Source organism: Nocardioides sp. AN3, from assembly GCF_054653495.1.
The window spans coordinates 38,676-58,332 of sequence record NZ_BAAIGC010000014.1 but is presented as its reverse complement, the minus strand read 5'-3'; the positions used below and the strand labels follow the sequence as shown (position 1 = coordinate 58,332).

General features: G+C 72.6%; 20 protein-coding genes and 2 riboswitches. Of the genes, 12 read left to right on the top strand and 8 right to left on the bottom strand.

The features are described from left to right. The first annotated feature begins 41 nt into the window (after positions 1-41). The 3 genes from selD to ACYQ1K_RS16255 all read left to right on the top strand — a co-directional run bounded on the left by selD (position 42) and on the right by ACYQ1K_RS16255 (position 3,479). The gene (gene selD, locus ACYQ1K_RS16265; protein WP_459984166.1) at positions 42-1,043 is read left to right on the top strand and encodes a selenide, water dikinase SelD; all 1,002 of its coding nucleotides are present in this window, start codon (positions 42-44) and stop codon (positions 1,041-1,043) included. 64 nt (positions 1,044-1,107) lie between these two features. Continuing rightward, positions 1,108-1,431 carry a hypothetical protein gene (locus ACYQ1K_RS16260; RefSeq protein WP_459984165.1) on the top strand — a complete coding sequence of 108 codons (324 nt, stop codon included), beginning with the start codon at positions 1,108-1,110 and terminating at the stop codon, positions 1,429-1,431. Positions 1,432-1,565: 134 nt separating this feature from the next. Continuing rightward, positions 1,566-3,479 (top strand): potassium transporter Kup, encoded by a 1,914-nt coding sequence (locus ACYQ1K_RS16255; RefSeq protein ID WP_459984164.1) that lies wholly within the window; start codon positions 1,566-1,568, stop codon positions 3,477-3,479. Positions 3,480-3,540: 61 nt separating this feature from the next. On the opposite strand, the gene ACYQ1K_RS16250 is transcribed toward ACYQ1K_RS16255, so the two are convergent. From ACYQ1K_RS16250 to ACYQ1K_RS16240, 3 genes are read right to left on the bottom strand one after another with little or no spacing between them, the layout of a single operon-like run. Continuing rightward, positions 3,541-4,326: a hypothetical protein gene (locus tag ACYQ1K_RS16250; RefSeq protein ID WP_459984163.1), complete on the bottom strand. Its 786-nt coding sequence runs from the start codon at positions 4,324-4,326 to the stop codon at positions 3,541-3,543. Positions 4,327-4,328: 2 nt separating this feature from the next. After that, positions 4,329-5,195 carry a DUF2705 family protein gene (locus tag ACYQ1K_RS16245; RefSeq protein ID WP_459984162.1) on the bottom strand — a complete coding sequence of 289 codons (867 nt, stop codon included), beginning with the start codon at positions 5,193-5,195 and terminating at the stop codon, positions 4,329-4,331. Continuing rightward, a complete protein-coding gene (locus tag ACYQ1K_RS16240; RefSeq protein ID WP_459984161.1) occupies positions 5,192-6,130 on the bottom strand; it encodes an ABC transporter ATP-binding protein in 939 nt (312 codons plus the stop codon). The genes ACYQ1K_RS16245 and ACYQ1K_RS16240 overlap by 4 nt, the downstream gene beginning before the upstream one ends. A 183-nt stretch (positions 6,131-6,313) precedes the next feature. Here ACYQ1K_RS16240 and ACYQ1K_RS16235 point away from each other — a divergent pair, with 183 nt between their 5' ends. Continuing rightward, positions 6,314-6,712 (top strand): STAS domain-containing protein, encoded by a 399-nt coding sequence (locus tag ACYQ1K_RS16235; RefSeq protein WP_459984160.1) that lies wholly within the window; start codon positions 6,314-6,316, stop codon positions 6,710-6,712. On the opposite strand, the gene ACYQ1K_RS16230 is transcribed toward ACYQ1K_RS16235, so the two are convergent. Genes ACYQ1K_RS16230 through ACYQ1K_RS16220 form a run of 3 tightly spaced genes read right to left on the bottom strand, consistent with a single transcriptional unit; the run spans position 6,648 to position 9,177 of the window. After that, positions 6,648-8,048, bottom strand: a complete 1,401-nt coding sequence (locus ACYQ1K_RS16230; RefSeq protein WP_459984159.1) for a sensor histidine kinase — start codon at positions 8,046-8,048, stop codon at positions 6,648-6,650. The two genes, ACYQ1K_RS16235 and ACYQ1K_RS16230, sit on opposite strands and share 65 nt — an antisense overlap. Further along, on the bottom strand, positions 8,045-8,728 hold the full coding sequence (locus tag ACYQ1K_RS16225) for a response regulator transcription factor (protein WP_459984158.1): 684 nt from the start codon (positions 8,726-8,728) through the stop codon (positions 8,045-8,047). Before ACYQ1K_RS16225 ends, ACYQ1K_RS16230 begins: the two co-directional genes overlap by 4 nt. Then, positions 8,725-9,177, bottom strand: coding sequence for a hypothetical protein (locus ACYQ1K_RS16220; protein WP_459984157.1), 453 nt, complete (start codon positions 9,175-9,177; stop codon positions 8,725-8,727). The genes ACYQ1K_RS16225 and ACYQ1K_RS16220 overlap by 4 nt, the downstream gene beginning before the upstream one ends. 107 nt (positions 9,178-9,284) lie before the next feature. Here ACYQ1K_RS16220 and ACYQ1K_RS16215 point away from each other — a divergent pair, with 107 nt between their 5' ends. Beyond that, positions 9,285-9,716, top strand: coding sequence for a ChaB family protein (locus ACYQ1K_RS16215; RefSeq protein WP_459984156.1), 432 nt, complete (start codon positions 9,285-9,287; stop codon positions 9,714-9,716). 46 nt (positions 9,717-9,762) lie between these two features. On the opposite strand, the gene ACYQ1K_RS16210 is transcribed toward ACYQ1K_RS16215, so the two are convergent. Then, entirely contained in the window at positions 9,763-10,560 is a 798-nt protein-coding gene (locus ACYQ1K_RS16210) for an RDD family protein (RefSeq protein WP_459984155.1), read from the bottom strand. Positions 10,561-10,617: 57 nt separating this feature from the next. Beyond that, positions 10,618-10,813, top strand: a riboswitch (cobalamin riboswitch). A 56-nt stretch (positions 10,814-10,869) separates the two neighbouring features. Between ACYQ1K_RS16210 and ACYQ1K_RS16205 the strand changes: the two genes are divergently transcribed. The 5 genes from ACYQ1K_RS16205 to bluB are packed head-to-tail and all read left to right on the top strand — an operon-like array spanning position 10,870 to position 15,504. Then, positions 10,870-11,766 (top strand): nitrite reductase, encoded by an 897-nt coding sequence (locus ACYQ1K_RS16205; RefSeq protein WP_459984154.1) that lies wholly within the window; start codon positions 10,870-10,872, stop codon positions 11,764-11,766. After that, entirely contained in the window at positions 11,759-12,445 is a 687-nt protein-coding gene (locus tag ACYQ1K_RS16200) for a precorrin-8X methylmutase (RefSeq protein ID WP_459984153.1), read from the top strand. The genes ACYQ1K_RS16205 and ACYQ1K_RS16200 overlap by 8 nt, the downstream gene beginning before the upstream one ends. After that, complete coding sequence (locus ACYQ1K_RS16195; protein ID WP_459984152.1) at positions 12,442-14,064, top strand: precorrin-2 C(20)-methyltransferase; 1,623 nt, start codon at positions 12,442-12,444, stop codon at positions 14,062-14,064. Before ACYQ1K_RS16200 ends, ACYQ1K_RS16195 begins: the two co-directional genes overlap by 4 nt. Continuing rightward, positions 14,061-14,837, top strand: coding sequence for a cobalt-precorrin-4/precorrin-4 C(11)-methyltransferase (locus ACYQ1K_RS16190; protein WP_459984151.1), 777 nt, complete (start codon positions 14,061-14,063; stop codon positions 14,835-14,837). The genes ACYQ1K_RS16195 and ACYQ1K_RS16190 overlap by 4 nt, the downstream gene beginning before the upstream one ends. Positions 14,838-14,844: 7 nt before the next feature. Continuing rightward, on the top strand, positions 14,845-15,504 hold the full coding sequence (gene bluB / locus ACYQ1K_RS16185) for a 5,6-dimethylbenzimidazole synthase (RefSeq protein WP_459984150.1): 660 nt from the start codon (positions 14,845-14,847) through the stop codon (positions 15,502-15,504). Here the strand turns inward: bluB and cbiE are convergent. After that, on the bottom strand, positions 15,479-16,678 hold the full coding sequence (gene cbiE, locus ACYQ1K_RS16180) for a precorrin-6y C5,15-methyltransferase (decarboxylating) subunit CbiE (protein ID WP_459984149.1): 1,200 nt from the start codon (positions 16,676-16,678) through the stop codon (positions 15,479-15,481). The genes bluB and cbiE overlap by 26 nt on opposite strands. An 83-nt stretch (positions 16,679-16,761) precedes the next feature. Further along, a riboswitch (cobalamin riboswitch) is annotated at positions 16,762-16,904 on the top strand. Between the two features lie 27 nt (positions 16,905-16,931). Between cbiE and ACYQ1K_RS16175 the strand changes: the two genes are divergently transcribed. Further along, positions 16,932-19,037: a VWA domain-containing protein gene (locus ACYQ1K_RS16175; RefSeq protein ID WP_459984148.1), complete on the top strand. Its 2,106-nt coding sequence runs from the start codon at positions 16,932-16,934 to the stop codon at positions 19,035-19,037. Next, a complete protein-coding gene (gene cobO, locus ACYQ1K_RS16170; RefSeq protein ID WP_459984147.1) occupies positions 19,037-19,651 on the top strand; it encodes a cob(I)yrinic acid a,c-diamide adenosyltransferase in 615 nt (204 codons plus the stop codon). The genes ACYQ1K_RS16175 and cobO overlap by 1 nt, the downstream gene beginning before the upstream one ends. The last annotated feature ends 6 nt before the right edge of the window (positions 19,652-19,657 follow it).

Here is a 19,657-nt window from a genome sequence, read left to right as displayed (position 1 = left end):
CGTCACAACGACCCGCTGGTGTGCGCTGGCATGCTGACAAGGTGACCGCGAGAGCCCCCGCCGCCTCCACACTCCGTCTCACTCAGTACGCCGCCGGCGGCGGGTGCGCCTGCAAGGTCCCTCCCGGTGAGCTCGAGCGGGTGCTGGCCGACCTCACGCCGGCGCCGTCCGGAGAGCTGCTCGTCGGCGCGGAGAACGGTGACGACGCGGCCGTCGTGCGGCTCTCCGAGGATCGCGCGCTCGTGATGACGACCGACTTCTTCACCCCCGTCGTCGACGACCCCTACGACTGGGGCCGGGTCGCGGCGACCAACGCGGTGAGCGACGTCTACGCCATGGGCGGGGAGCCGATCGTGGCCGTCAACCTGCTGACGTGGCCGCGCGACCGGATCGGGTTCGAGCTGGCCGCCGAGGTGCTCCGCGGGGGAGCCGACGTCGCGGCGGCGGCCGGCTTCCACCTCGCCGGCGGACACAGCATCGACGACCCTGAGCCGAAGTACGGGCTGGCGGTCACCGGCATCGCCGACCCGGCCCACCTCCTCCGCAACGACGCCGGGCGGGCCGGCGTACCCCTGACCCTGACCAAGCCGCTCGGCCTCGGCGTGCTCAACAACCGTCACAAGGCGACGGGTGAGGTCTTCCCCGAGGCGATCGAGACCATGACCGCGCTCAACCGTGAGGCCTCGCGCGCCGCGCTCGCGGCCGGCGCGGTCTGCGCGACCGACGTGACCGGCTTCGGGTTGCTCGGCCACCTCTTCAAGATGGCCCGCGCGAGCGGGGTGTCGGCGGTCGTCGACGCCGCGGCGGTGCCCTACCTCGAGGCCGCGCGGGCGTCGTACGCCGCCGGCTTCGTGCCCGGCGGCAGTCGCCGCAACCTCGACTGGGTGCGACCGCACACCTCCGCGAGCGTCTCGGAGGACGAGCTGGTGCTCCTCGCGGATGCGCAGACCTCCGGCGGCCTGCTGGTCGCGGGAGAGGTGCCGGGGTATCCGGTCATCGGCGAGCTCGTGCCGCGCGGGGAGGCGGTCCTGGTCGTCCGCTGACATGCCCGCACCGCATCCCGGGCACTGGGAGCCGTCAAACCACGGACAGCCACGGGAGGTTGCGATGAAGGGCAAGCTGGCGGTGCTCGCCGGTGTCGGCGTCGGCTACGTGCTGGGCGCGAAGGCCGGCCGGCAGCGGTACGAGCAGATCCGCACGAGTGCGACGAAGCTCTGGCAGAGCCCAGGTGTCGCCCAGCAGCGGCACAAGGCCGTCGACCTGGCCAAGGAGCAGGCGTCCGCCGCCAAGGGCGCCGTCACGGAGGTCGTGGCGGACAAGATGCACAAGTCCTCCGGCGACTCCGGCGACTCCGGCGACTCGTCGAGCGCATCCTCGCCGCACAGCGTGTCGGCCAACGACCTGCCCGACGCGCCCAGCTACCCGGTCTGACGTCGGTCTGAGGGTGGGGGGACGGTCGCTACGCCCACGCGGTCGGGATCGCCCTCCTGCTCGGCGCGGCCGGATCGCCGGGTCCGAGGAGGCTCCCACGATGATCCTCCGTGGCGCACCCTAGTGTTCAGGCCGTGACCAGCTCAGGTGCCCGACCGACCGACGTCCTCCGCCTCGCCGCCGTGGTGGGAGCGCTGGGCGTCGTCTTCGGCGACATCGGCACCAGCCCCATCTACACGCTGCAGACCGTGTTCAACCCCGACGACCCGCACCCGGTGCCGGTGAGCACCGACAACATCTACGGCGTCGTCTCGCTGATCTTCTGGTCGGTGACGCTGGTGGTCACGATCACCTACGTCTCGCTCGTGCTCCGCGTCGACAACGACGGGGAGGGCGGGATCATGGCCCTCATCACCCTGTTGCGCCGCTGGGCCAGCACGCGGAGGACCCGCCTGCTGCTCGTGCTGGCGGCCCTCGGCATCTTCGGCGCGTCGCTGTTCCTGGGCGACAGCATGATCACCCCGGCGATCTCGGTGCTCTCGGCGGTCGAGGGCCTCAAGACGGTCGACGCGTCGCTGGCCGAGTGGGTCGTGCCCATCACGGCGGTCATCATCCTGGTCCTCTTCCTCGTGCAGCGCTTCGGCACGGCGGCCGTCGGACGTGCCTTCGGGCCGGTGATGATCGCCTGGTTCACGACGATCGGCGCCCTGGGCATCTGGGGCATCGCCAAGGAGCCCGGCATCCTGCGCGCGCTCCTCCCGACCTACGCCGTCGGCTTCCTGGTCGGCCACTTCCACCTGGCGTTCTTCTCGCTCGCGGCCGTCGTGCTGTCGGTGACGGGAGCCGAGGCGCTGTATGCGGACATGGGCCACTTCGGCCGCAAGCCGATCTCGGTCGGGTGGCTGTTCCTGGTTTTCCCGGCGGTGACGTTGAGCTATCTCGGCCAGGGTGCCCTGATCCTGCACGACAGCGCGAACCTCTCGGCCCCCTTCTTCCTGCTCAGTCCCGACTGGGGCCGGATCCTCCTGGTGCTGCTGGCGACGGCCGCGACCGTCATCGCGGCCCAGGCCGTCATCACGGGCGCCTTCTCGGTCGCCTCGCAGGCCGGTCAGCTCGGCTACCTGCCGCGGCTGAGGATCCTGCACACCTCGCACGAGACGCACGGCCAGATCTACGTCCCGTTCATCAACTGGCTGCTGCTGGCGGCGGTGATGACGCTTGTCTTCGCCTTCCGCTCCTCGGCCGGGCTCGCCTACGCCTACGGCATGGCGGTCACGGGCACCATCACGATCGTCACGATCCTGTTCTGCTACGTCGCCTACCACACCTGGCGGATGCCCAAGGTGCTGCTCTTCGCGATCGTCGCGGTCCTGCTCTCGCTCGACCTCCTCTTCGTCGCCGCCAACATGACGAAGATCGTGCACGGCGCCTGGCTGACGATCGCGATCGCGCTCGCCGCGTTCACCGTCATGACGACCTGGCAGCGCGGCAGGGAGCTGGTCACTGCGCGCCGGCAGGCGATGGAGGGGCAGCTGACCGACTTCGTCACCGAGCTGGCACGACAGCCCGAGGGCGCTCATCTCGTCGACGGCACGGCCATCTTCCTCAACCGCGGCCGCGAGACCCCGCTGGCGTTCCGCGCCAACGTCGAGCACAACCACGTCCGGCACCGGCATGTGCTCGTCGTCGAGGTGCTCACCGAGGCTGTGCCGCGGGTGGCGCCGGCCGACCGCGCGGAGGTCAGCGGGCTCGGGCATCCCGAGGACGGCATCACCCAGGTGGTGCTGAGGTTCGGCTACACCGAGACGCCCGACGTGCCGCGGGCGCTCGCGACGCTGACGCCCGAGGAGACCGAGGGGGAGATCGACCTCGACGGGGCGACCTACTTCCTCTCCAAGATCGAGCTCGTCCCGGGCCGGACGCCCGACATGCCGAGGTGGCGCAAGCGGCTCTTCGTGGCCACCTCCCACATCACCGCCGACGCCGCCGACCACTTCCTACTGCCGCGTGACCGGACGGTGATCATGGGCTCCCACGTCGAGGTCTGAGGGGGCGGCAGCGGGCGCACCGTCGAGTCGACCGGCGCCCGCCTTCGCCGAAGCCCCGGACTCAGCCCTGCACCGGGATCGTCGCCGGCTTCGACGGAGCGACGCCGGTGTGGGCGGTGAAGGTGAAGGTCACGTCCGAGGCGCCCGCGGGCAGGGCGGTCGGCAGGGTGAGCGTCGCGGTCTGCTCCTCCTTGACGTCGAACGAGACCGAGCCCAGCGAGAGCGAGGTCCCACCTGAGGTGGCGGCGACGCTGCCGGAGCAGCCGCCGTGGCCGGTGCCACAGCTGATCTGCACCGCCGCATGATGGTCGGCCGTCGGCTGGATGGTCGTGCTGATCACGTTGAGCACGGAGGGGAAGAGGACACCGGTGGGCGTGTTGTCGCCCTGCGGGTCGAAGCAGCCGTCGAACTCGTACGCCGGGTTGGTGACGGTGCGACCGGCCGTGTCGGTCATGGTCATGAAGCCGACCAGCTTGCTGGGCGCCCCGGCGGTGTAGCAGCCGTTGCTGTGCACGTTGAGCTCGAACTTGCCATAGCCCTCGGTGGGCATCGGCACCTCGGGGTCGGTCCAGCCCATGAGGCAGGTCCAGTCGCCGCCGGGGCCGACGTCGGGCAGGGCGGCGCCGCCCTTGTCGCACATGGCCTTGGCGTGCAGCGAGGCCGGGGTCACGGTGCGTCCCTGGAGTGCTGCTCTCTGGGCGTAGAGGTGGGCGAAGGTGACCGGCAGGGAGCGCTCGAGGCGCGCCCTGGTGACCGAGCTCGGGCCGCTGTTGACGGCGAAGGCGGCGGCGCCGATGGCCACGACGGCGACGAGTGCGGTGAGGAGGGAGATGACGGTTCGACGCATGGTCAGCCTTCCGTGATGTCGCGACGGCGGAGGATCAGGTAGGCGAGCGCGAGCGTGATCACGCACCAGCCCGCGCTCGTGACGACGCCCTCGACGAGCGGTCGCGTGAACCTCGGGTCGGTCAGGAGCCCGTGCCAGGCCTCGAAGGTCGTGCTGAGCAGCAGGGGACGGATCGGCTCGACGCCGCCGAGTGCGCCGACCAGCTGCATCACCATGCCGATGACCACGGGAGCGGCGATGCCGGCGGCCGGGTTGCGGGTCCACACCGACAGCAGGATGGCCACGCAGGTGAAGGCGAGCATCCCCGGCAGCATGGTGGCCCAGGAGGCAGAGACGAGGCTGAGCGCGCGGCTCGGCGCGATGAGCTGGCCGGACAGGCCGGTCAGCGGATGCCGGCCTGCGATGAGCACGCTGCTGGCGATCGTCGAGACCGAGAGCACCACCAGCGTGGCGATCGCGAACAGCACGGCCGCGGCGGTCTTGGCGGCGAAGATCCGCCCCCTGCTCGTCGACCGCGTCAGGACGGTCTTCCACGTGCCGTGCTGGTCCTCGCTGGCGAAGATGTCGCCGGCGACGATCGCCGTCAGCAGCGGCAGCACCCACTGCGCCGCGAACCCGAGGATGAGCAGCGCGAGGGCGAAGCCGTTCTCCGTGGCGAACCGCCCGAAGAGCGTGTCCTTCGGTGGACGGGACTGGCCGTGGATGATGACGACGACCGGGAGCGGGCCGAGCAGGGCGCCGATCAGCACGGCCTTGGCACGCCACTGGTGCGCCAGCTTGCGCAGCTCCCAGCGCAGGACCGCGCCCGTGCCGACGCGGCGCGCCTCGGTCTGGACCCCATGCTGGGTCGTCGTGGTGAGGGCGGTCATCCGGCTGCCTCCAGAGGCTCGTCGGTCTCGTCGGTCAGCATGAAGAACAGGGCCTCCAGCGGCGTCTCGGTCGGGGTGAGGGCACGCAGGTCGATGCCGGCGGCGACCAGCGCGGCGACGTACGCCGAGACGGCGTGCTGCGGGCCCGTCACACTCAGGCCGCCCTCCTCGTCGTCGGCCTCCACCCGCACGGCGTGACCCTCGGCGAGGCGTACGGCGGCCGCGTCGTCGCTGGTGCGCAGCGCGTGTCCCGGGTCCGGGGCCATCGTGCGCAGCTCCGCGATCGTGCCGTGGAAGGCGACCGCGCCGCGGCGCATGATCGTGACGTTGTCGCAGATCTCCTCGACCTCGTCCATGTGGTGGGAGCTCAGCAGCACCGTGAGGCCGCTCGCGGCGAGCCGCTTCACGAGTGCTCGCATGTCCCGGATGCCGGCAGGGTCGAGCCCGTTGGCGGGCTCGTCGAGCACCAGGAGCCGGGGCTCACGCAACAGGCTCGCCGCGACACCGAGGCGCTGGCGCATGCCGTAGGAGTAGCCGCCGACCTTGCGGTCCGCCCGGTCGGAGAGGTCGACGAGCTGCAGGATCTCGTCGATGCGGCCGGGCGTGGTGCCGCCGTCGAGGAGTGCCAGGCCCTCGAGGTTCTGGCGGCCGGTCAGGTAGGGGTAGAACCGCGGGCTCTCGATGAAGCCGGCGACGCCGTCGAGGACGCCGACCCCTGCCTCGTGCCAGGTCCTGCCGAAGATGCGGATCGTGCCGGAGTCGGGCCGGATCAGGCCGAACAGCATGCGCAGGAAGGTGGTCTTGCCCGCACCGTTCGGCCCGAGCACGCCGTACACCTCCCCGGAGGCCACGTGGATGGTGATGTCGTCCACCGCGCGGAGCGACCCGTAGGTCTTGGTCACTCCCTGCGCGTCGACGGCGAGCTCTCGAGTCATGGATCGGGACCGTACGGACGCGGGGATGAAGGCCGGATGAATGCCCACGTTCGTCGCCTGCGCCGGCGGCCCCGGTGCTGGCAGCACGCCTCGCCGTCTTGTTGTGCGGGTCTCGGCCGCCTACTGTGGGGGAGTTACGGCACTTCAGAAGCGGGTGCTCAACTCTGGCCGACAGGTTTCGCCATGCGAGCCACGTTGACATTCGAGTGCGATGCGCCGACGGCGCAGGTGCACATGGGCGGCGATCTCGACCTCAGCACCGGTGTCCTCCTGACGGACGCGTTCGCGTGTCTGGAGCTGTCGGGGTGCACCCGCTTGGAGGTGGACGCCGACGACGTGACGTTCATCGACGCCTACACGCTGGCGCTGCTTCGAGCTGAGCAGCGCCGGCTCCGGGAGTCGGCGGGCGACCTCCGGGTCACCGCCGGATCGTCCTACTACCGGCTGGTGTGCGGGCTGGCGGAGTATCAGACGCTCCAGCCCGGCTCGGACCATGTGTTCCGCCACGACCGCACGGCTACGACGCGAGCGGCAGCAGCACCGACGCGGTCATGCCCGCGCCGTGCTCGCAGGCGACCATGATCGCGTTGCCGTGGGCGACGTGCTCGCCGGCGTGACACAGGCGCAGCTGTCCGCCGGCGGCCGTGACGAGCTCCTCCACGAGACTCAGTCCGAGCCCCGAGCCCGGCCGGCTGCGGGCCTCCGGCGACCGGGTGAAGCGGCGCGGGGCGCTGGCCAGCATGTCGGCGGACATGCCGGGACCCGCGTCGGTGACGGTGATGACGACGTGGTGTCCCGCGAGGCGGATCGCCACCTCGACGGGCGCTCTGCCGTGGGTGAAGGCGTTCGAGACCAGGTTCGTCACGATCCGGTCGACCGCCCGCTCCGGCAGGGCGACTCTCGCCGCACCGGCTGCTGCGTCGGGCGTCGACGCGGTGAGCCGGCGTTCGGGGTGGGCGGCATGCTCACGCTCGACCACGGCTTCCGCGACGGCGATGGCATCGGCCGAGCCCGGCCCCGTCGGAGTGCCGAGCTCGAGAAGGTGCTGGGCGAGCTCGGTCAAACGGTCGAGGTCGACGGCGAGCTCGTCGAGCACGCGCTCGTGCTCCTCGACGCTGCGGGTGCGGCGGCGAGCCAGCTGGATCCGGGACTTCAGCAGCGTGAGGGGCGTGCGGAGCTCATGGCTGGCGTCGTTGACGAACCGGCGCTCGCGGACCATCGAGGCCTCGAGTGCGCCGAGCATCTCGTTGAGCGTGTGCCCGAGCCGCGTGACCTCGTCGTCGCGTCCTTCCGGCACGTCGAGCCGGAGGTCGCTGGTCGTGCCGACGGCGATCTCGGCGGCGCGGCTGCGGTAGCGCTCCACAGGACGCAGCGCCGCGCGCGCGAGCTGGTTGCCGACGACGGCGGCCACCGCGAGCGAGCCCAGCCCCGCCAGCACCAGCTGCGCGACGAGCTCGCGCAGCGCCTCGTCGCGATGGTCTCGGCGCACGGCCACGAGCAGGAAGCGACTCTGGGGAAGGCGGCTCACGCGGACGCGGTACGGCGTACGGTCGTCCTCCAGGATGCTGCCCACGTCGTAGGTCTTGGCGCCGCTCGTCGGCAGGCGGCTCGCCTGGAGCAGCCGGTGGTCCGGAGCGGGGCCGCCGGCGTCCAGCACGTCACCGCCGGAGGACAGCACCTGCCAGCCGGCACCCGTGGCGTCCGCGGAGGGGGAGTTGACGTCGCCGGCCGGGCCGACCAGCGGCTGGATCGCCGCCGCCGCGTTGGCGAGCTCACTGTCGAGGCCGCGGTCGAGGGCGTACTGCACGCGCCAGTAGACGACCACGCCGGCCAACGAGAGCAGGACCAGCATGGCGACCACGAAGCCGGCGACCAGGCGAGTCCGCAGCGGGAGCCGGCCGAGCCGGTCCCTGATCAACTGGTCTCCATGCGGTAGCCGGCACCGCGCACCGTGGTGATGGTCTGCTTCCCGAAGGGCTTGTCGATCTTGGCGCGGATCGTGGCGAGATGGACGTCGATGACATTGCTGCGCAGATCCGTCTCGCCGTCCCAGACCTCGTCGAGGATGGTGAAGCGCGAGACCACCTTGCCGGCGTTCGCGGCCAGCAGGAAGAGGATGTCGAACTCGCGCGCGGACAGGTCGATGTCGGTGCCGGCACGCGTCACGCGGCGGGCACCGGCGTCGACGACCAGGTCGCCGACCTCGACGACGTCGGAGGCGTCGTAGGTCGACCGGCGGTGCAGCGCCCGCAGCCGCGCCAGCAGCTCGTCGACGTCGAACGGCTTGGGCAGGTAGTCGTCCGCTCCCGCATCGAGACCGCTGATCCGGTCGCGCACGTCGCCTCGGGCGGTCAGCATGAGGACCGGGGTGGTCAGCCCGAGGTCGCGCAGCCTGCGGCAGACGGTCACGCCCTCCTGGCCGGGGAGCATCCAGTCGAGCAGCAGGACGTCGTAGGTGCCCTCGAGCGCCTGCGCGTACGCCGCCCGGCCGTCGTGCACGACCTCGACGGCCCAGCCGGCCTCCTCCAGCGTCTGGGCCAGCACCGCCGCCAGGCGGACGTCGTCCTCGGCGACGAGGACCCTCGGCGCGGCGCTCACTCCGCCAGCAGCCGGAGCAGCTCGTCCCGGGTGTGACGGGAGTAGTCGACGATGCCCCTCTCCTCCGCGGCCACCTGCAGGGCCGTCAGCGTCCAGGTCGCGTCGGGCGTGGCATGCGAGCCAGGTCCGGGTGCCTCCCCGGTCGCCGCCTCAGCGATGGTCTGCTCCAACCGGCCCAGCTCGGTGGCGGGCGCCACCGCAACCCCGGTGGTCTCGGCGAGCTCGCCGACCTCGACCGCCGGCGGCGACCCCCCAGGGGCAGCCCGGTCAGCCGAGGCCCCCAGCGCCTTCTCGAACCGCGTGCGGAGCTTGTCGAGCCGGCGCTGGCTCTCGCGCGCCTCGGCCTTCCAGCGCTGGGCCTTCGCCTTCCACCGGTCTGCCTTCGCCTGCGCCTTGCCCAGCTCGGCCGTGAGACTGTCGATCTCGCGCTGAGACTTCTTCTTGCCCACCTCGGTCTCCTCTCCGGACGCCTCGATCAGACCACACCGGTGGTGGGTGGCGGAACCGGCCCGGGGTAGCGGCGCGCCGGTGCGGGTACCGCGGGAGGAGACGCAACGTGCCGCACGTCAAGGAGGTTCGGACCATGCCCGGCAAGCAGGAGCTGCCCTCGACCCTCGAGCGCTCGCCCAAGAAGGCGCAGCGGACCTGGATCGAGGCACACGACTCTGCGGTGAAGGAGTACGGCGAGGGCGAACGCGCGCACCGCACGGCGTTCAGTGCCCTGAAGCACAGCTTCGAGAAGGTCGGCGACCACTGGGAGCCGAAGGCGAAGAAGGGACCGTCGGACAAGCAGGCGGCGAAGTCCGGGGCCGCGGCACGGCGGGGCGGCGAGACGTCGGAGGGCGTCGACGCGAACGCCACCAAGTCCCATTTGATGGAGGTCGCCCGCAGGCTCGACGTCGCGGGCCGCTCGAAGATGAGCAAGGACGAGCTGGTCGAGGCGATCAAGAAGGCGAATCGGAGGAAGTCGGCTCAGGCGAGGAGCTGACTCAGGCGCGCTGCTGACTCGGCCGCGCCTGCCTGCGTCCGACCCGTCACCGGACCCGCACGACGTTGGTGCGCGCCGCCTTGTCGTGCAGTGCCTGACGCTTGTCGTCCCACAGCGGCCACAGGTAGTTGAGCAGCGAGAAGACCGACGCCGCCAGGGTCAGCAGGGCGAACACGGCGAACGAGCCGGATGCGAACGCCAGCAGCGTCAACAGGTTGGCGATCAGCACCTGCACGGTGACCCGCAGGGCGATCGCACCCCACGGCAGACGCCCTGGGGTGTCCCGCAGCCGCACGCGCAGCCCGACGGCGAGCTGCCCCACGGTGGCGCCCCGCCAGCGCAGCAGCACGCCGAAGTAGAGCAGCCCCACCACCAGGGACGGCAGGAACAGGCCCAGAGCGTGGTCGTGGAAGGCCTTCGCCATCCCGTCGAGGAACAACCCGAACTGCGGATCGGACGGGGTCGCGTCGGAGCGGCGCTGCAGCTCGTCGCTCAGCGTCTGGAGGTCACGCTGCAGGTCGGCTTGGGAGCGCACGGAGATCAGGTCGGCGACGATGCCGACGATGACCGTGTCGATGAGATAGCCCAGGACACGCCACCACCAGCCCGCCAGCGGCTGCCCATCCGGTGTCGTCGGACCGGGCCGAGCCGCGCGGACGCCGTACGGCGCCCCGAAGGGCTGCACCCGCCTCTGGCCGAAGGGCTGGCCATACGGCGCCGGCGCTGGCTGCACGGGCGCGACGTGCTCGGTCCAGGCGGTGCCGTCCCAGTAGCGCAGCATCGGCGGCTGACCGGGCGTCGGACCAGCGGGGTCGGGATGCCAGCCGGGCGGGATCTGTGTCACGCGGGGAACGTAACGCACGAGTGGGACGATCCGGTGCGCTGACGCACCGATGGGTCGGGGTAGTGTGGGCCCGCCAGTCGTGCTCCACCTCGTGGAGTCAGGGAACCCGGTGAGAGTCCGGGACTGACGCGCAGCGGTGAGGGTGACGGCCGGAGCACGCCACCACGGCAGCCACTGGAGCGCCTCGCTCCGGGAAGGCGCTCCGCGCCGGACGATCCCGAGTCCGAAGACCTGCTGGTCCTAGCGGCAACCGCCGCCAGGTCTCCGCGGGTCCCGCGCACGGGCCCCTGACCAGAACAGGTGCCTGTCATGACCGGCGTGACACCCCCGCTCGCCACCGCCCGCACTCGCGAGGACCGCTGTCCCGGCGCGCTCCGACCCTGGCACGCCGAGGACGGCCTCCTCGTGCGGCTGCGCCTCGTCGGAGGACGCGTGAGGACCGACGCGTTGCGGGCGCTCGTCGCGGTCGCCGAGCGGTACGGCGACGGGCGGGTCCACCTCACCGGACGGGCCAACCTGCAGCTGCGAGGGCTGCCGGGCGCTCGTGGCTGTCTCGACGGCCCGCTCGACGGCGCCGTCCTGGCCGCCCTCGAGGCGACCGGCCTCCTGCCGACGCGCACCCACGAGCTGGTGCGCAACGTGATGGTCTCGCCGCAGACCGGTCTGGCCGGCGGCCGCGCCGACCTGCGGCCGGTCGCGCTCGACCTCGACCGACTGATCCGCGCGGACCCCCGCCTGGCCACGCTGCCCGGGCGCTTCCTGTTCGTCCTCGACGACGGTCGCGGCGATCTCGTCGACCGCTCCTGCGACCTCGGGCTGGTCGCGCTCGACAGCGGCACCGCGCAGCTGCGGGTGGGCGACGGCTGGGGCGAGGTCGTCGCGCTGCCCGAGGCCGCCGCGGCTCTCGTCGGCCTCGCGGACTCGTTCGTCCACCGCCGGGGGAGCGGCCCGACGGCGCCCTGGCACGTCGTCGAGCTCGAGTCGCCCCTCGCGGCGGGATCGCCGCCCGCGGCCGGCGTACCCGAGCCGATCGGTGCGCTGCCCATCGGCGACGTGCCCGGCGGCCGTCACCTCCCCGCCGGCGACGGCCTGGACCGGCTCGTGCTCGAGCAGATCGGTTCCGGCGTGTCAGAGGTCGTCGTCACACCATGGCGTGGCGTCCTGATCCCTGCCCCCGAGACCAGGAACGGTCGCGCCGATGCCTGAGCTGCATGACACCGGGCGCGGGCTGCGTCGGCCGCAGCGCCACTATCCGTACGTCGACAGCGGACCCGCCATCTACGTCGACTCCTTCGCCACGATCCGACGTGAGGCCGACCTGAGTGCGGTGCCGGCGGATGCCGAGAAGCTGGCCGTCCGGATGATCCACGGCAGCGGCCAGGTCGACCTCGCCGACGACCTCCTCGTCCATCCACGGCTCGTCGCCGCCGCACGCGCCGCGCTCGAGGCCGGTGCGCCGATCCTGTGCGACGCCACCATGGTGGCGACCGGCGTCACCCGCAGCCGCCTGCCGCGGGACAACGAGGTGCTCTGCCTCCTCAACGACCCGCGGGTGCCGGACCTGGCCCGGGCGTGGGGCACGACGCGCACGGCGGCAGCGGTCTCCCTGTGGGAGCCGCGCCTGGAGGGAGCGGTGGTCGCGATCGGCAACGCGCCGACCGCCCTGTTCCACCTGCTCGAGATGATCCTCGACGGCGCTCCGCGGCCTGCGGCGCTGGTCGGCTGCCCCGTGGGCTTCATCGGCGCCGCCGAGTCGAAGCAGGCCCTCATCGACTTCTCTTCCGAGCACGGCATCGACCTGCCCTACGTGACCGTCCGCGGCCGCCGCGGCGGGTCGGCGATGACGTCCTCCGCACTCAATGCGCTCGCCCAGGAGACCGAATGAGCACCACGCACGCGACCGGCGGCACCGGCCGCTTCCACGGGGTCGGCGTCGGGCCGGGCGACCCCGAGCTGATCACGCTGAAGGCGGCCCGCCTCATCGCCGACGCAGACGTGGTCGCCTACCACGCCGGCGTCGGCAAGGAGTCCCACGCGCGGCGCATCGCTGCCGGGGTCCTTCCCACGGGCGTCATCGAGGAGCAGCTGACCTACCCCGTCACGACCGGTGCGACCGAGCACCCGGGCGGGTACGCCGGCGCCCTCGCCGACTTCTACGAGGAGTCGGCCGCCCGGCTCGCCGCGCATCTGGACGCCGGTCGCGACGTCGTACTGCTCGCCGAAGGGGACCCGCTCTTCTACGGGTCCTACATGTACATGCACGACCGGCTCTCCGAGCGCTACCCGACCGAGATCGTGCCCGGAGTGCCCGCGTTCGTGGCGGCGACCGCCGTCGCGGCGAGTCCGCTCGTGCGGCAGACCGACGTGCTGACCGTGCTGCCCGGGACGATGCCCGAGCCGGAGCTCGCCCGACGGCTGGCCGACACGGACGCCGCGGTCATCATGAAGCTCGGCCGGACCTTCCCTGCCGTCCGTCGTGCACTGGAGGCATCGGGCCGGCTCGACCACGCGCTCTACGTCGAGCGGGCCTCGATGGCCGAGCAGCGCTGGCTGCCGGTCGCCGAGGTCGACGCCGACTCGGTGCCCTACTTCTCGCTCATCGTCGTCACCGGCGACTCGCTGAACGGCCGCCGGTCGCGGGAGGGCGCCGGGGGTCTCGATACGCCCTCGCCCAAGGGCTCGGGCTACTCGACCAGCGATTCCGTTGGTCGAGTAGCGAGCGCCAGCGATCCCTTTGGTCGAGTAGCGAGCGCCAGCGAGCGTATCGAGACCCCTCCCGCCGAGCTGCTCGTCGTCGGGCTCGGCCCGGGGCCGGAGGGCTGGCTGACGCCGGAGGCGTCGGCGGCGTTGGCCGAGGTCGACCACGTCGTCGGCTATGCGCCCTACGTCGCGCGGGTGCCCCAGCGGGTCGGTCTGGTGCGGCATGCGTCGGGCAACACCGTCGAGGTCGACCGGGCCCGGCACGCGCTCGAGCTGGCCAAGGCGGGGGAGCGGGTCGCGGTGGTCTCCGGCGGTGACGCAGGGGTCTTCGGCATGGCGGCGGCGGTGTATGAGGCGGCCGAGGATCCGGCGTACCACGGCGTCCCGATCCGCGTCCTGCCGGGCGTCAGCGCCGTCCAGGCGGTCGCGGCCCGCGCGGGCGCGCCCATCGGGGCGGACTTCGCCGTGATGTCGCTCTCCGACCGGCTCAAGCCGTGGACGGTCGTGGACCGGCGGCTGCGCGCGGTGGCGGAGGCCGACCTGGTGCTGGCGATCTACAACCCGGCCTCGCGATCGCGCACCGATCAGATCGCAACCGCACGCGACGTCCTCCTCGAGCATCGCAAGCCCGACACCGTGGTCATCGTCGGCCGCGACGTCGGCCGGGCGGAGGAGTCGCTGACGGTGACCACGCTGGCCGAGCTGGACCCGGCGACCATCGACATGAAGTGTCTCCTCATCGTGGGCGCCGAGGGCACCCGGGTGAGCCGCGCGGGCGTGTGGACGCCGAGGTACGTCCGGTGAGGGCTCCTCAGGTGGTGCACTTCGTCGGCGCCGGTCCCGGCGCGGCCGACCTGCTCACCGTCCGCGCGACGCGCCTCCTCGCTGCGGCGGAGCTCGTGCTCTTCCCGGGCACCTATCTCGATCCCGAGGTCCTCGCTCTGGTCGGGCCGTCGGCCGAGCTGGTGGACACCCAGGACCTGGACCTCGACGAGATCACCGGCCGGTTGGTCGAGGCGCACCGGGCACGCCGTGACATCGTCCGGCTCGTGTCGGGAGATCCGTCGGTCTACTCGGCGCTCACGGAGCAGACCCGGCGGCTCGACGCGGCCGGGGTGCCGTGGGACGTCACCCCGGGGGTGCCGGCGTACGCCGCGGCGGCCGCCCTCGTCGGCCGCGAGCTGACGGTCCCGCTGCTCGCCCAGTCGGTGGTGCTGACCCGCGCGCAGGCGCGGTCCACGGCGATGCCGCAGACCGAGTCCCTCGCCGCGTTCGCCGCGACCCGGGCCACCCTCGTGCTGCATCTGGCCATCACCCGGATCCGCGGTCTGATGGGGGAGATCGAGCCCGACTACGGCCCCGACTGCCCGGCGGTCGTCGTCCACCGCGCGAGCCAGCCCGACGAGCTGGTCCTGTCGGGGACGGTGTCCACGATCGCGGATGCGGTCGAGCAGGCCGGGTTGCGGCAGGCGGCGGTGATCCTCGTCGGCCGTGCCCTCGAGCCGGGGGTCGCCGAGGGTGGGGAGTCGTTTCTGTACGACGCCGCGCGCGACCGCGCGCCCAAGGTGAAGCGGTGATCGGGCGGTGACGTCCGGGGTCAGGGATCTCTACGACGTCATCAACCGACGCCGCGACACCCGACGGGAGTTCACCGGCGAGCCTGTCGCCGACGACGTGCTCGAGCGGGTCCTCTCGGCGGCGCACTGTGCGCCGAGCGTCGGGATGAGCCAGCCGTGGGACTTCGTCCTGGTGCGCGACCCGGTCACGCTGCGGGCGTTCCACGACCATGTGGCCGAGGAGCGCGCCGCGTTCGCCGCGTCGCTGACGGGGGAGCGAGCGGCGGCGTTCGAGCGCATCAAGGTCGAGGGGATCCTCGAGTCGGGCCTGGGGATCGTCGTCGGCTACGACCCGACGCGCGGCGGCCCGCAGGTGCTCGGGCGGCATGCGATCGCGGACGCCGGACTCTACTCGGTCGTGTGTGCCATCCAGAACCTCTGGCTGGCGGCGACAGCGGAGGACCTCGGTGTGGGGTGGGTGAGCTTCTACCGCGAGGAGCACCTCGCGGGACTGGTGTGTCTGCCCCACCATGTGCGTCCGGTCGCCTGGCTGTGCGTCGGCACCGTCAGCCACCTGCCCGACGTGCCGGACCTCGAGCGGTTCGGCTGGCGACACCGGTCGCCGTTGGCGGGGTTCGTGCACCAGGAGCGGTACGGCGCCCTCACCGCGTCAGACTCCACTGGGTGACGGTGCGGGCCGGCGTCCAGCCGGTGAACGAGCCGATCGGGGCGGTCGTCTCGACCGCCAGGCGGGTCAGCTCGCCGCCGTGCTCGCCGTAGGCGGTCGCCAGGAGCTGCTCGGTCTCGAGCGTGACGCCGTGGACCACGAGTCGTCCGCCTGGAACCAGTGCGGTGAGGCAGGCGTCCAGCACACCGGGGATCGTCGCGCCGCCGCCGATGAAGACGGCGTCGGGCAACCGCTGCTGCGCCAGGGCGTCCGGTGCCCGGCCGGTCACCACCTCGAGACCGGGCACGCCCAACGCCGCAGCGTTGCGGCCGATCCGCGCGGCCCGCTCGGGACTGGCCTCGACCGCCGTGGCCGTGCAGGTCGGATGTGCCCGCATCCACTCGATCCCGACGGATCCGGCTCCGGCGCCGACGTCCCACAGGTGCTCGCCGGGGGTCGGTGCGAGTCGGGCGAGCGCCGAGGCCCGCAGGTCTCGCTTGGTGAGCTGTCCGTCGCTCTCGAACGCGTCGTCCGGGAGCCCGGCCACCCAGCCGCCGCGGTGAGGCCCGGCGCAGGCGATCGCGATGACGTTCAACGCGGGCACGTCGTCGGGCGGGGTGGTCACCCAGTCCTCCGCTGACGCCTCGCGACGCCACTCGTCGGGGACTCCCAGGTCGCCGAGGACGGTCATCCGCGAGGCGGCGTACCCCGCCCCGACCAGGAGCCCGGCCACGGTCGGGGGCGTGCTCGCATCCGAGCTGAGCACCAGCACCCGATGGCCCGGCGCGAGCTGACGCAGCAGGGCGTGGGGGTCGCGTCCGACCACCGTGACGACGGTCGTGGTCTCAGCCGGCCAGCCCATCCGTGCCCGGGCGAGCGCGACCGACGAGACGGCAGGCTCGATGCGGACCGCGTCCGGGCCGAGGAGGTCGAGGAGCGTCGTGCCGATGCCCGACACCAGCGGGTCGCCCGACGCCAGCGCCACCACGTCCTGCCCGTCGAGCTCGGCGAGCAGCCGCGGAAGGCCGGCGCGCAGGGGAGTGGGCCAGGGCACGCGGCGCTGGCCCGGCACGTCGGGGAGCAGCGCGAGATGGCGGGCGCCGCCGAGGACGAGGGTCGCGTCGCGGACGAGCGTGCGATGACGCTCCGGGACGCCCGTCCAGCCGTCCGCGCCGATGCCCACCACGATGATCACGCGGGCAGACGCTACCGGCCGGGGTCGCGGACCTCGGCGGGTGTGGCAGACTGCCGCCCAGGCACGAGGTGCCCCAACGACCCAGCCATCGGAGACGGTGGGGACGGCCGGCGGGGAGAATCTGGGAAGCCGGTGAGAATCCGGCACAGGCCCGCTGCGGTGAATCAGGCCTCTCGCACGAGAGGACCTGACAAGTCCGAAGACCGGCCCCGCGCCCGACCAACCACGTTGGCGAATCGAGCGGGAGCCTCACATGCCATTGCACTATCCCTTCTCCGCGGTCCTCGGCTGCGAGGCGGAGCACCTCGACGACATGGGCCTCGCCCTCGTCCTGACCACCATCGCGCCCGAGATCGGCGGCGTGCTGATCCGCGGCGAGAAGGGAACGGCGAAGTCCACGACCGTACGAGCGCTGGCGGCGGTGCTGCCGCCCATCGACGTCTACGCCGCCGACCGCTTCTCGATCGACCCGACCGACCCGTCGACCCTCTCCCCGGACGGGCCGTTCGCTGCCGACGCCGAGGTGGTCAGCCGGCCCGTGCGGCTGGTCGAGCTGCCCGTCGGTGCCACCGAGGACCGCGTCCTCGGGTCGCTGCACCTCGAGCGGGCGCTGTCGAAGGGCGCCGTCGAGTACGAGCCAGGGCTCCTCGCCCGCGCGCACCGCGGCGTTCTCTACGTCGACGAGGTGAACCTCCTCCACGACCACCTCGTCGACGTGCTCCTCGACGCGGCCGCGATGGGCCGCGCCACCGTCGAGCGTGACGGCGTCTCGGTGACGCACCCGGCACGGTTCGTGCTGATCGGCACGATGAACCCCGAGGAGGGCGAGCTTCGCCCGCAGCTGCTCGACCGGTTCGGGCTCACGGTCGAGGTGGCGGCCCCGCGTGACCCGGCGCTGCGGGTCGAGGTGGTGCGCCGGAGGCTGGCGTACGACGCCGACCCCGCCGCCTTCGCGGCCCGCTTCCGCGACTCCGACGCGCTGCTCACCTCGCGCATCGAGGCGGCTCGGGAGAGGCTGGCGAAGGTGCGGCTCGGGGAGCCGGCGCTGCTCAAGATCGCCGAGATCTGCGCCGCCTTCGAGGTCGACGGTCTGCGTGCGGACATCGTCACCGCCCGCGCTGCGCTCGCCCATGCCGCGTGGTCGGGTCGCGACGAGGTGACCCGCGCCGACGTCCGCCGCGCGGCGCTCCTCGCGTTGCCGCACCGGCGCCGGCGCAACCCGTTCGATGCGCCCGGACTCGACGAGTCTCTCCTCGATCGGATCCTCGGCGACGAGGAGCTCCCCCCGGAGCCGCCCGAGCCACCGGGGGGCGGGACGTCCGACGATGTGGCTGCCGGGGCGACCGACTCGCATGACGTGCCGGGGGACGGCGGCGGGGACGGCGGCGGGACGTCAGACGATGTGGCTGCCGAGGCGACCGACTCGCATGACGTCCTGGGGGAAGCCGGCGGGACGTCAGACGATGTGGCTGCTGAGGCGACCGACTCGCATGACCTCCGGCGGGTGGGGGCGGGGACGCCGTTCCGGCCGCGGCTTCTCACCGTCACCGGACTCGGGGACGGCGAGGCGGGCCGACGCAGCCGCGCCCTCGCCTCGACCGGACGACGTGTCGGCGCGCGGCGGGCGGACGGTCCGACGGGGTCACTCGATCTCGTCGAGACGCTCCTCGCTGCCGCGGGGAAGCAGGCGGCGCGCCGAGCAACGGCGAGCCCCGCAGGCGACACAGCGGGCGACACGGCAGGCGACTCACGACGAGTCGAGCTCCGACCCGAGGACCTGCGGGTCGCCGTACGCGAGGGCCGCGAGGCCAACCTCATCCTCTTCTGCGTCGACGCGTCGGGCTCGATGGCGGCGCGCAAGCGGATGACCCAGGTGAAGACGGCGATCCTCTCGCTGCTGCTGGACGCCTACCGCCGACGCGACAAGGTCGGCCTGGTGACGTTCCGCAGGGACGGCGCCGAGGTGGCGCTCCCGCCGACCCGGTCGGTCGACATCGCCGCGACGCGCCTCGAGGAGCTTCCTGCCGGCGGCCGCACGCCACTCGCCGAAGGACTGCTCGAGGCCGCCCGCGTCATCACCCGCGAGCGCCTGCGCGACCCGCGCCTGCGCCCGCTCCTCGTCCTCGTCACCGACGGCCGCGCCACCGGCGGCACCGGCGCCGTCGCCCGCTCGCTCCAGGCGGCCGACCACCTCGCGGGCCTCGGTGTGGCGACCGTCGTCGTCGACAGCGAGATCGGCCCGCTTCGCCTGGGTCTCGCCGCCGAGCTCGCCGGCCGGCTCCGCGCCGAGCACGTTCCGGTCACCGAGGTGAGCGCCGAGGCGCTCACCACGACCGTCCGAAGCCGAGGAGCAGCCTGATGCCGCAGGGACAGCCGACCGCCGTGCCCGACGACGGCCTCACCACCCGGCAGCGCCGCAACCGGCCGTTGCTGGCGGTCCACACCGGCGACGGCAAGGGCAAGTCGACCGCCGCCTTCGGCCTCGCGCTGCGCGGCTGGAACCAGGGATGGCGGATCGGGGTCTTCCAGTTCGTCAAGTCCGCCAAGTGGCGCATCGGCGAGCAGACCGTCCTCGAGCGGCTCGGCCGCCTTCACGAGGAGACCGGCGACGGCGGTCCGGTCGAGTGGCACAAGATGGGCTCCGGCTGGTCCTGGACCCGCAAGCAGGGCGACGCCGAGGACCACGAGACCGCTGCCGTCGAGGGTTGGCAGGAGATCAAGCGCCGGCTGGCCGACGAAACCCACGACCTGCTGGTCCTGGACGAGTTCACCTATCCGATGAAGTGGGGCTGGGTCGACGTCGACGACGTCGTCGACACCCTCAGCACCCGCCCCGGTCACCAGCACGTGGTGATCACGGGACGGTACGCCGACCCGCGGCTCGTCGCCGCCGCCGACCTGGTCACCGAGATGACCAAGGTCAAGCACCCCATGGACGCCGGCCAGAAGGGTCAGAGGGGCATCGAATGGTGAGCCCGG

Excerpts from the sequence above, each read along its gene's own strand:
- ACYQ1K_RS16240 (WP_459984161.1), bottom strand. The coding sequence starts at position 6,130 with ATGACTCGAGAGCTCGCCGTCGACGCGCAGGGAGTGACCAAGACCTAC.
- ACYQ1K_RS16260 (WP_459984165.1), top strand. The coding sequence starts at position 1,108 with ATGAAGGGCAAGCTGGCGGTGCTCGCCGGTGTCGGCGTCGGCTACGTG.
- ACYQ1K_RS16175 (WP_459984148.1), top strand. The coding sequence starts at position 16,932 with ATGCCATTGCACTATCCCTTCTCCGCGGTCCTCGGCTGCGAGGCGGAG.
- ACYQ1K_RS16235 (WP_459984160.1), top strand. The coding sequence starts at position 6,314 with ATGCGAGCCACGTTGACATTCGAGTGCGATGCGCCGACGGCGCAGGTG.
- ACYQ1K_RS16200 (WP_459984153.1), top strand. The coding sequence starts at position 11,759 with ATGCCTGAGCTGCATGACACCGGGCGCGGGCTGCGTCGGCCGCAGCGC.
- ACYQ1K_RS16195 (WP_459984152.1), top strand. The coding sequence starts at position 12,442 with ATGAGCACCACGCACGCGACCGGCGGCACCGGCCGCTTCCACGGGGTC.
- ACYQ1K_RS16250 (WP_459984163.1), bottom strand. The coding sequence starts at position 4,326 with ATGCGTCGAACCGTCATCTCCCTCCTCACCGCACTCGTCGCCGTCGTG.
- ACYQ1K_RS16205 (WP_459984154.1), top strand. The coding sequence starts at position 10,870 with ATGACCGGCGTGACACCCCCGCTCGCCACCGCCCGCACTCGCGAGGAC.
- cobO (WP_459984147.1), top strand. The coding sequence starts at position 19,037 with ATGCCGCAGGGACAGCCGACCGCCGTGCCCGACGACGGCCTCACCACC.
- ACYQ1K_RS16245 (WP_459984162.1), bottom strand. The coding sequence starts at position 5,195 with ATGACCGCCCTCACCACGACGACCCAGCATGGGGTCCAGACCGAGGCG.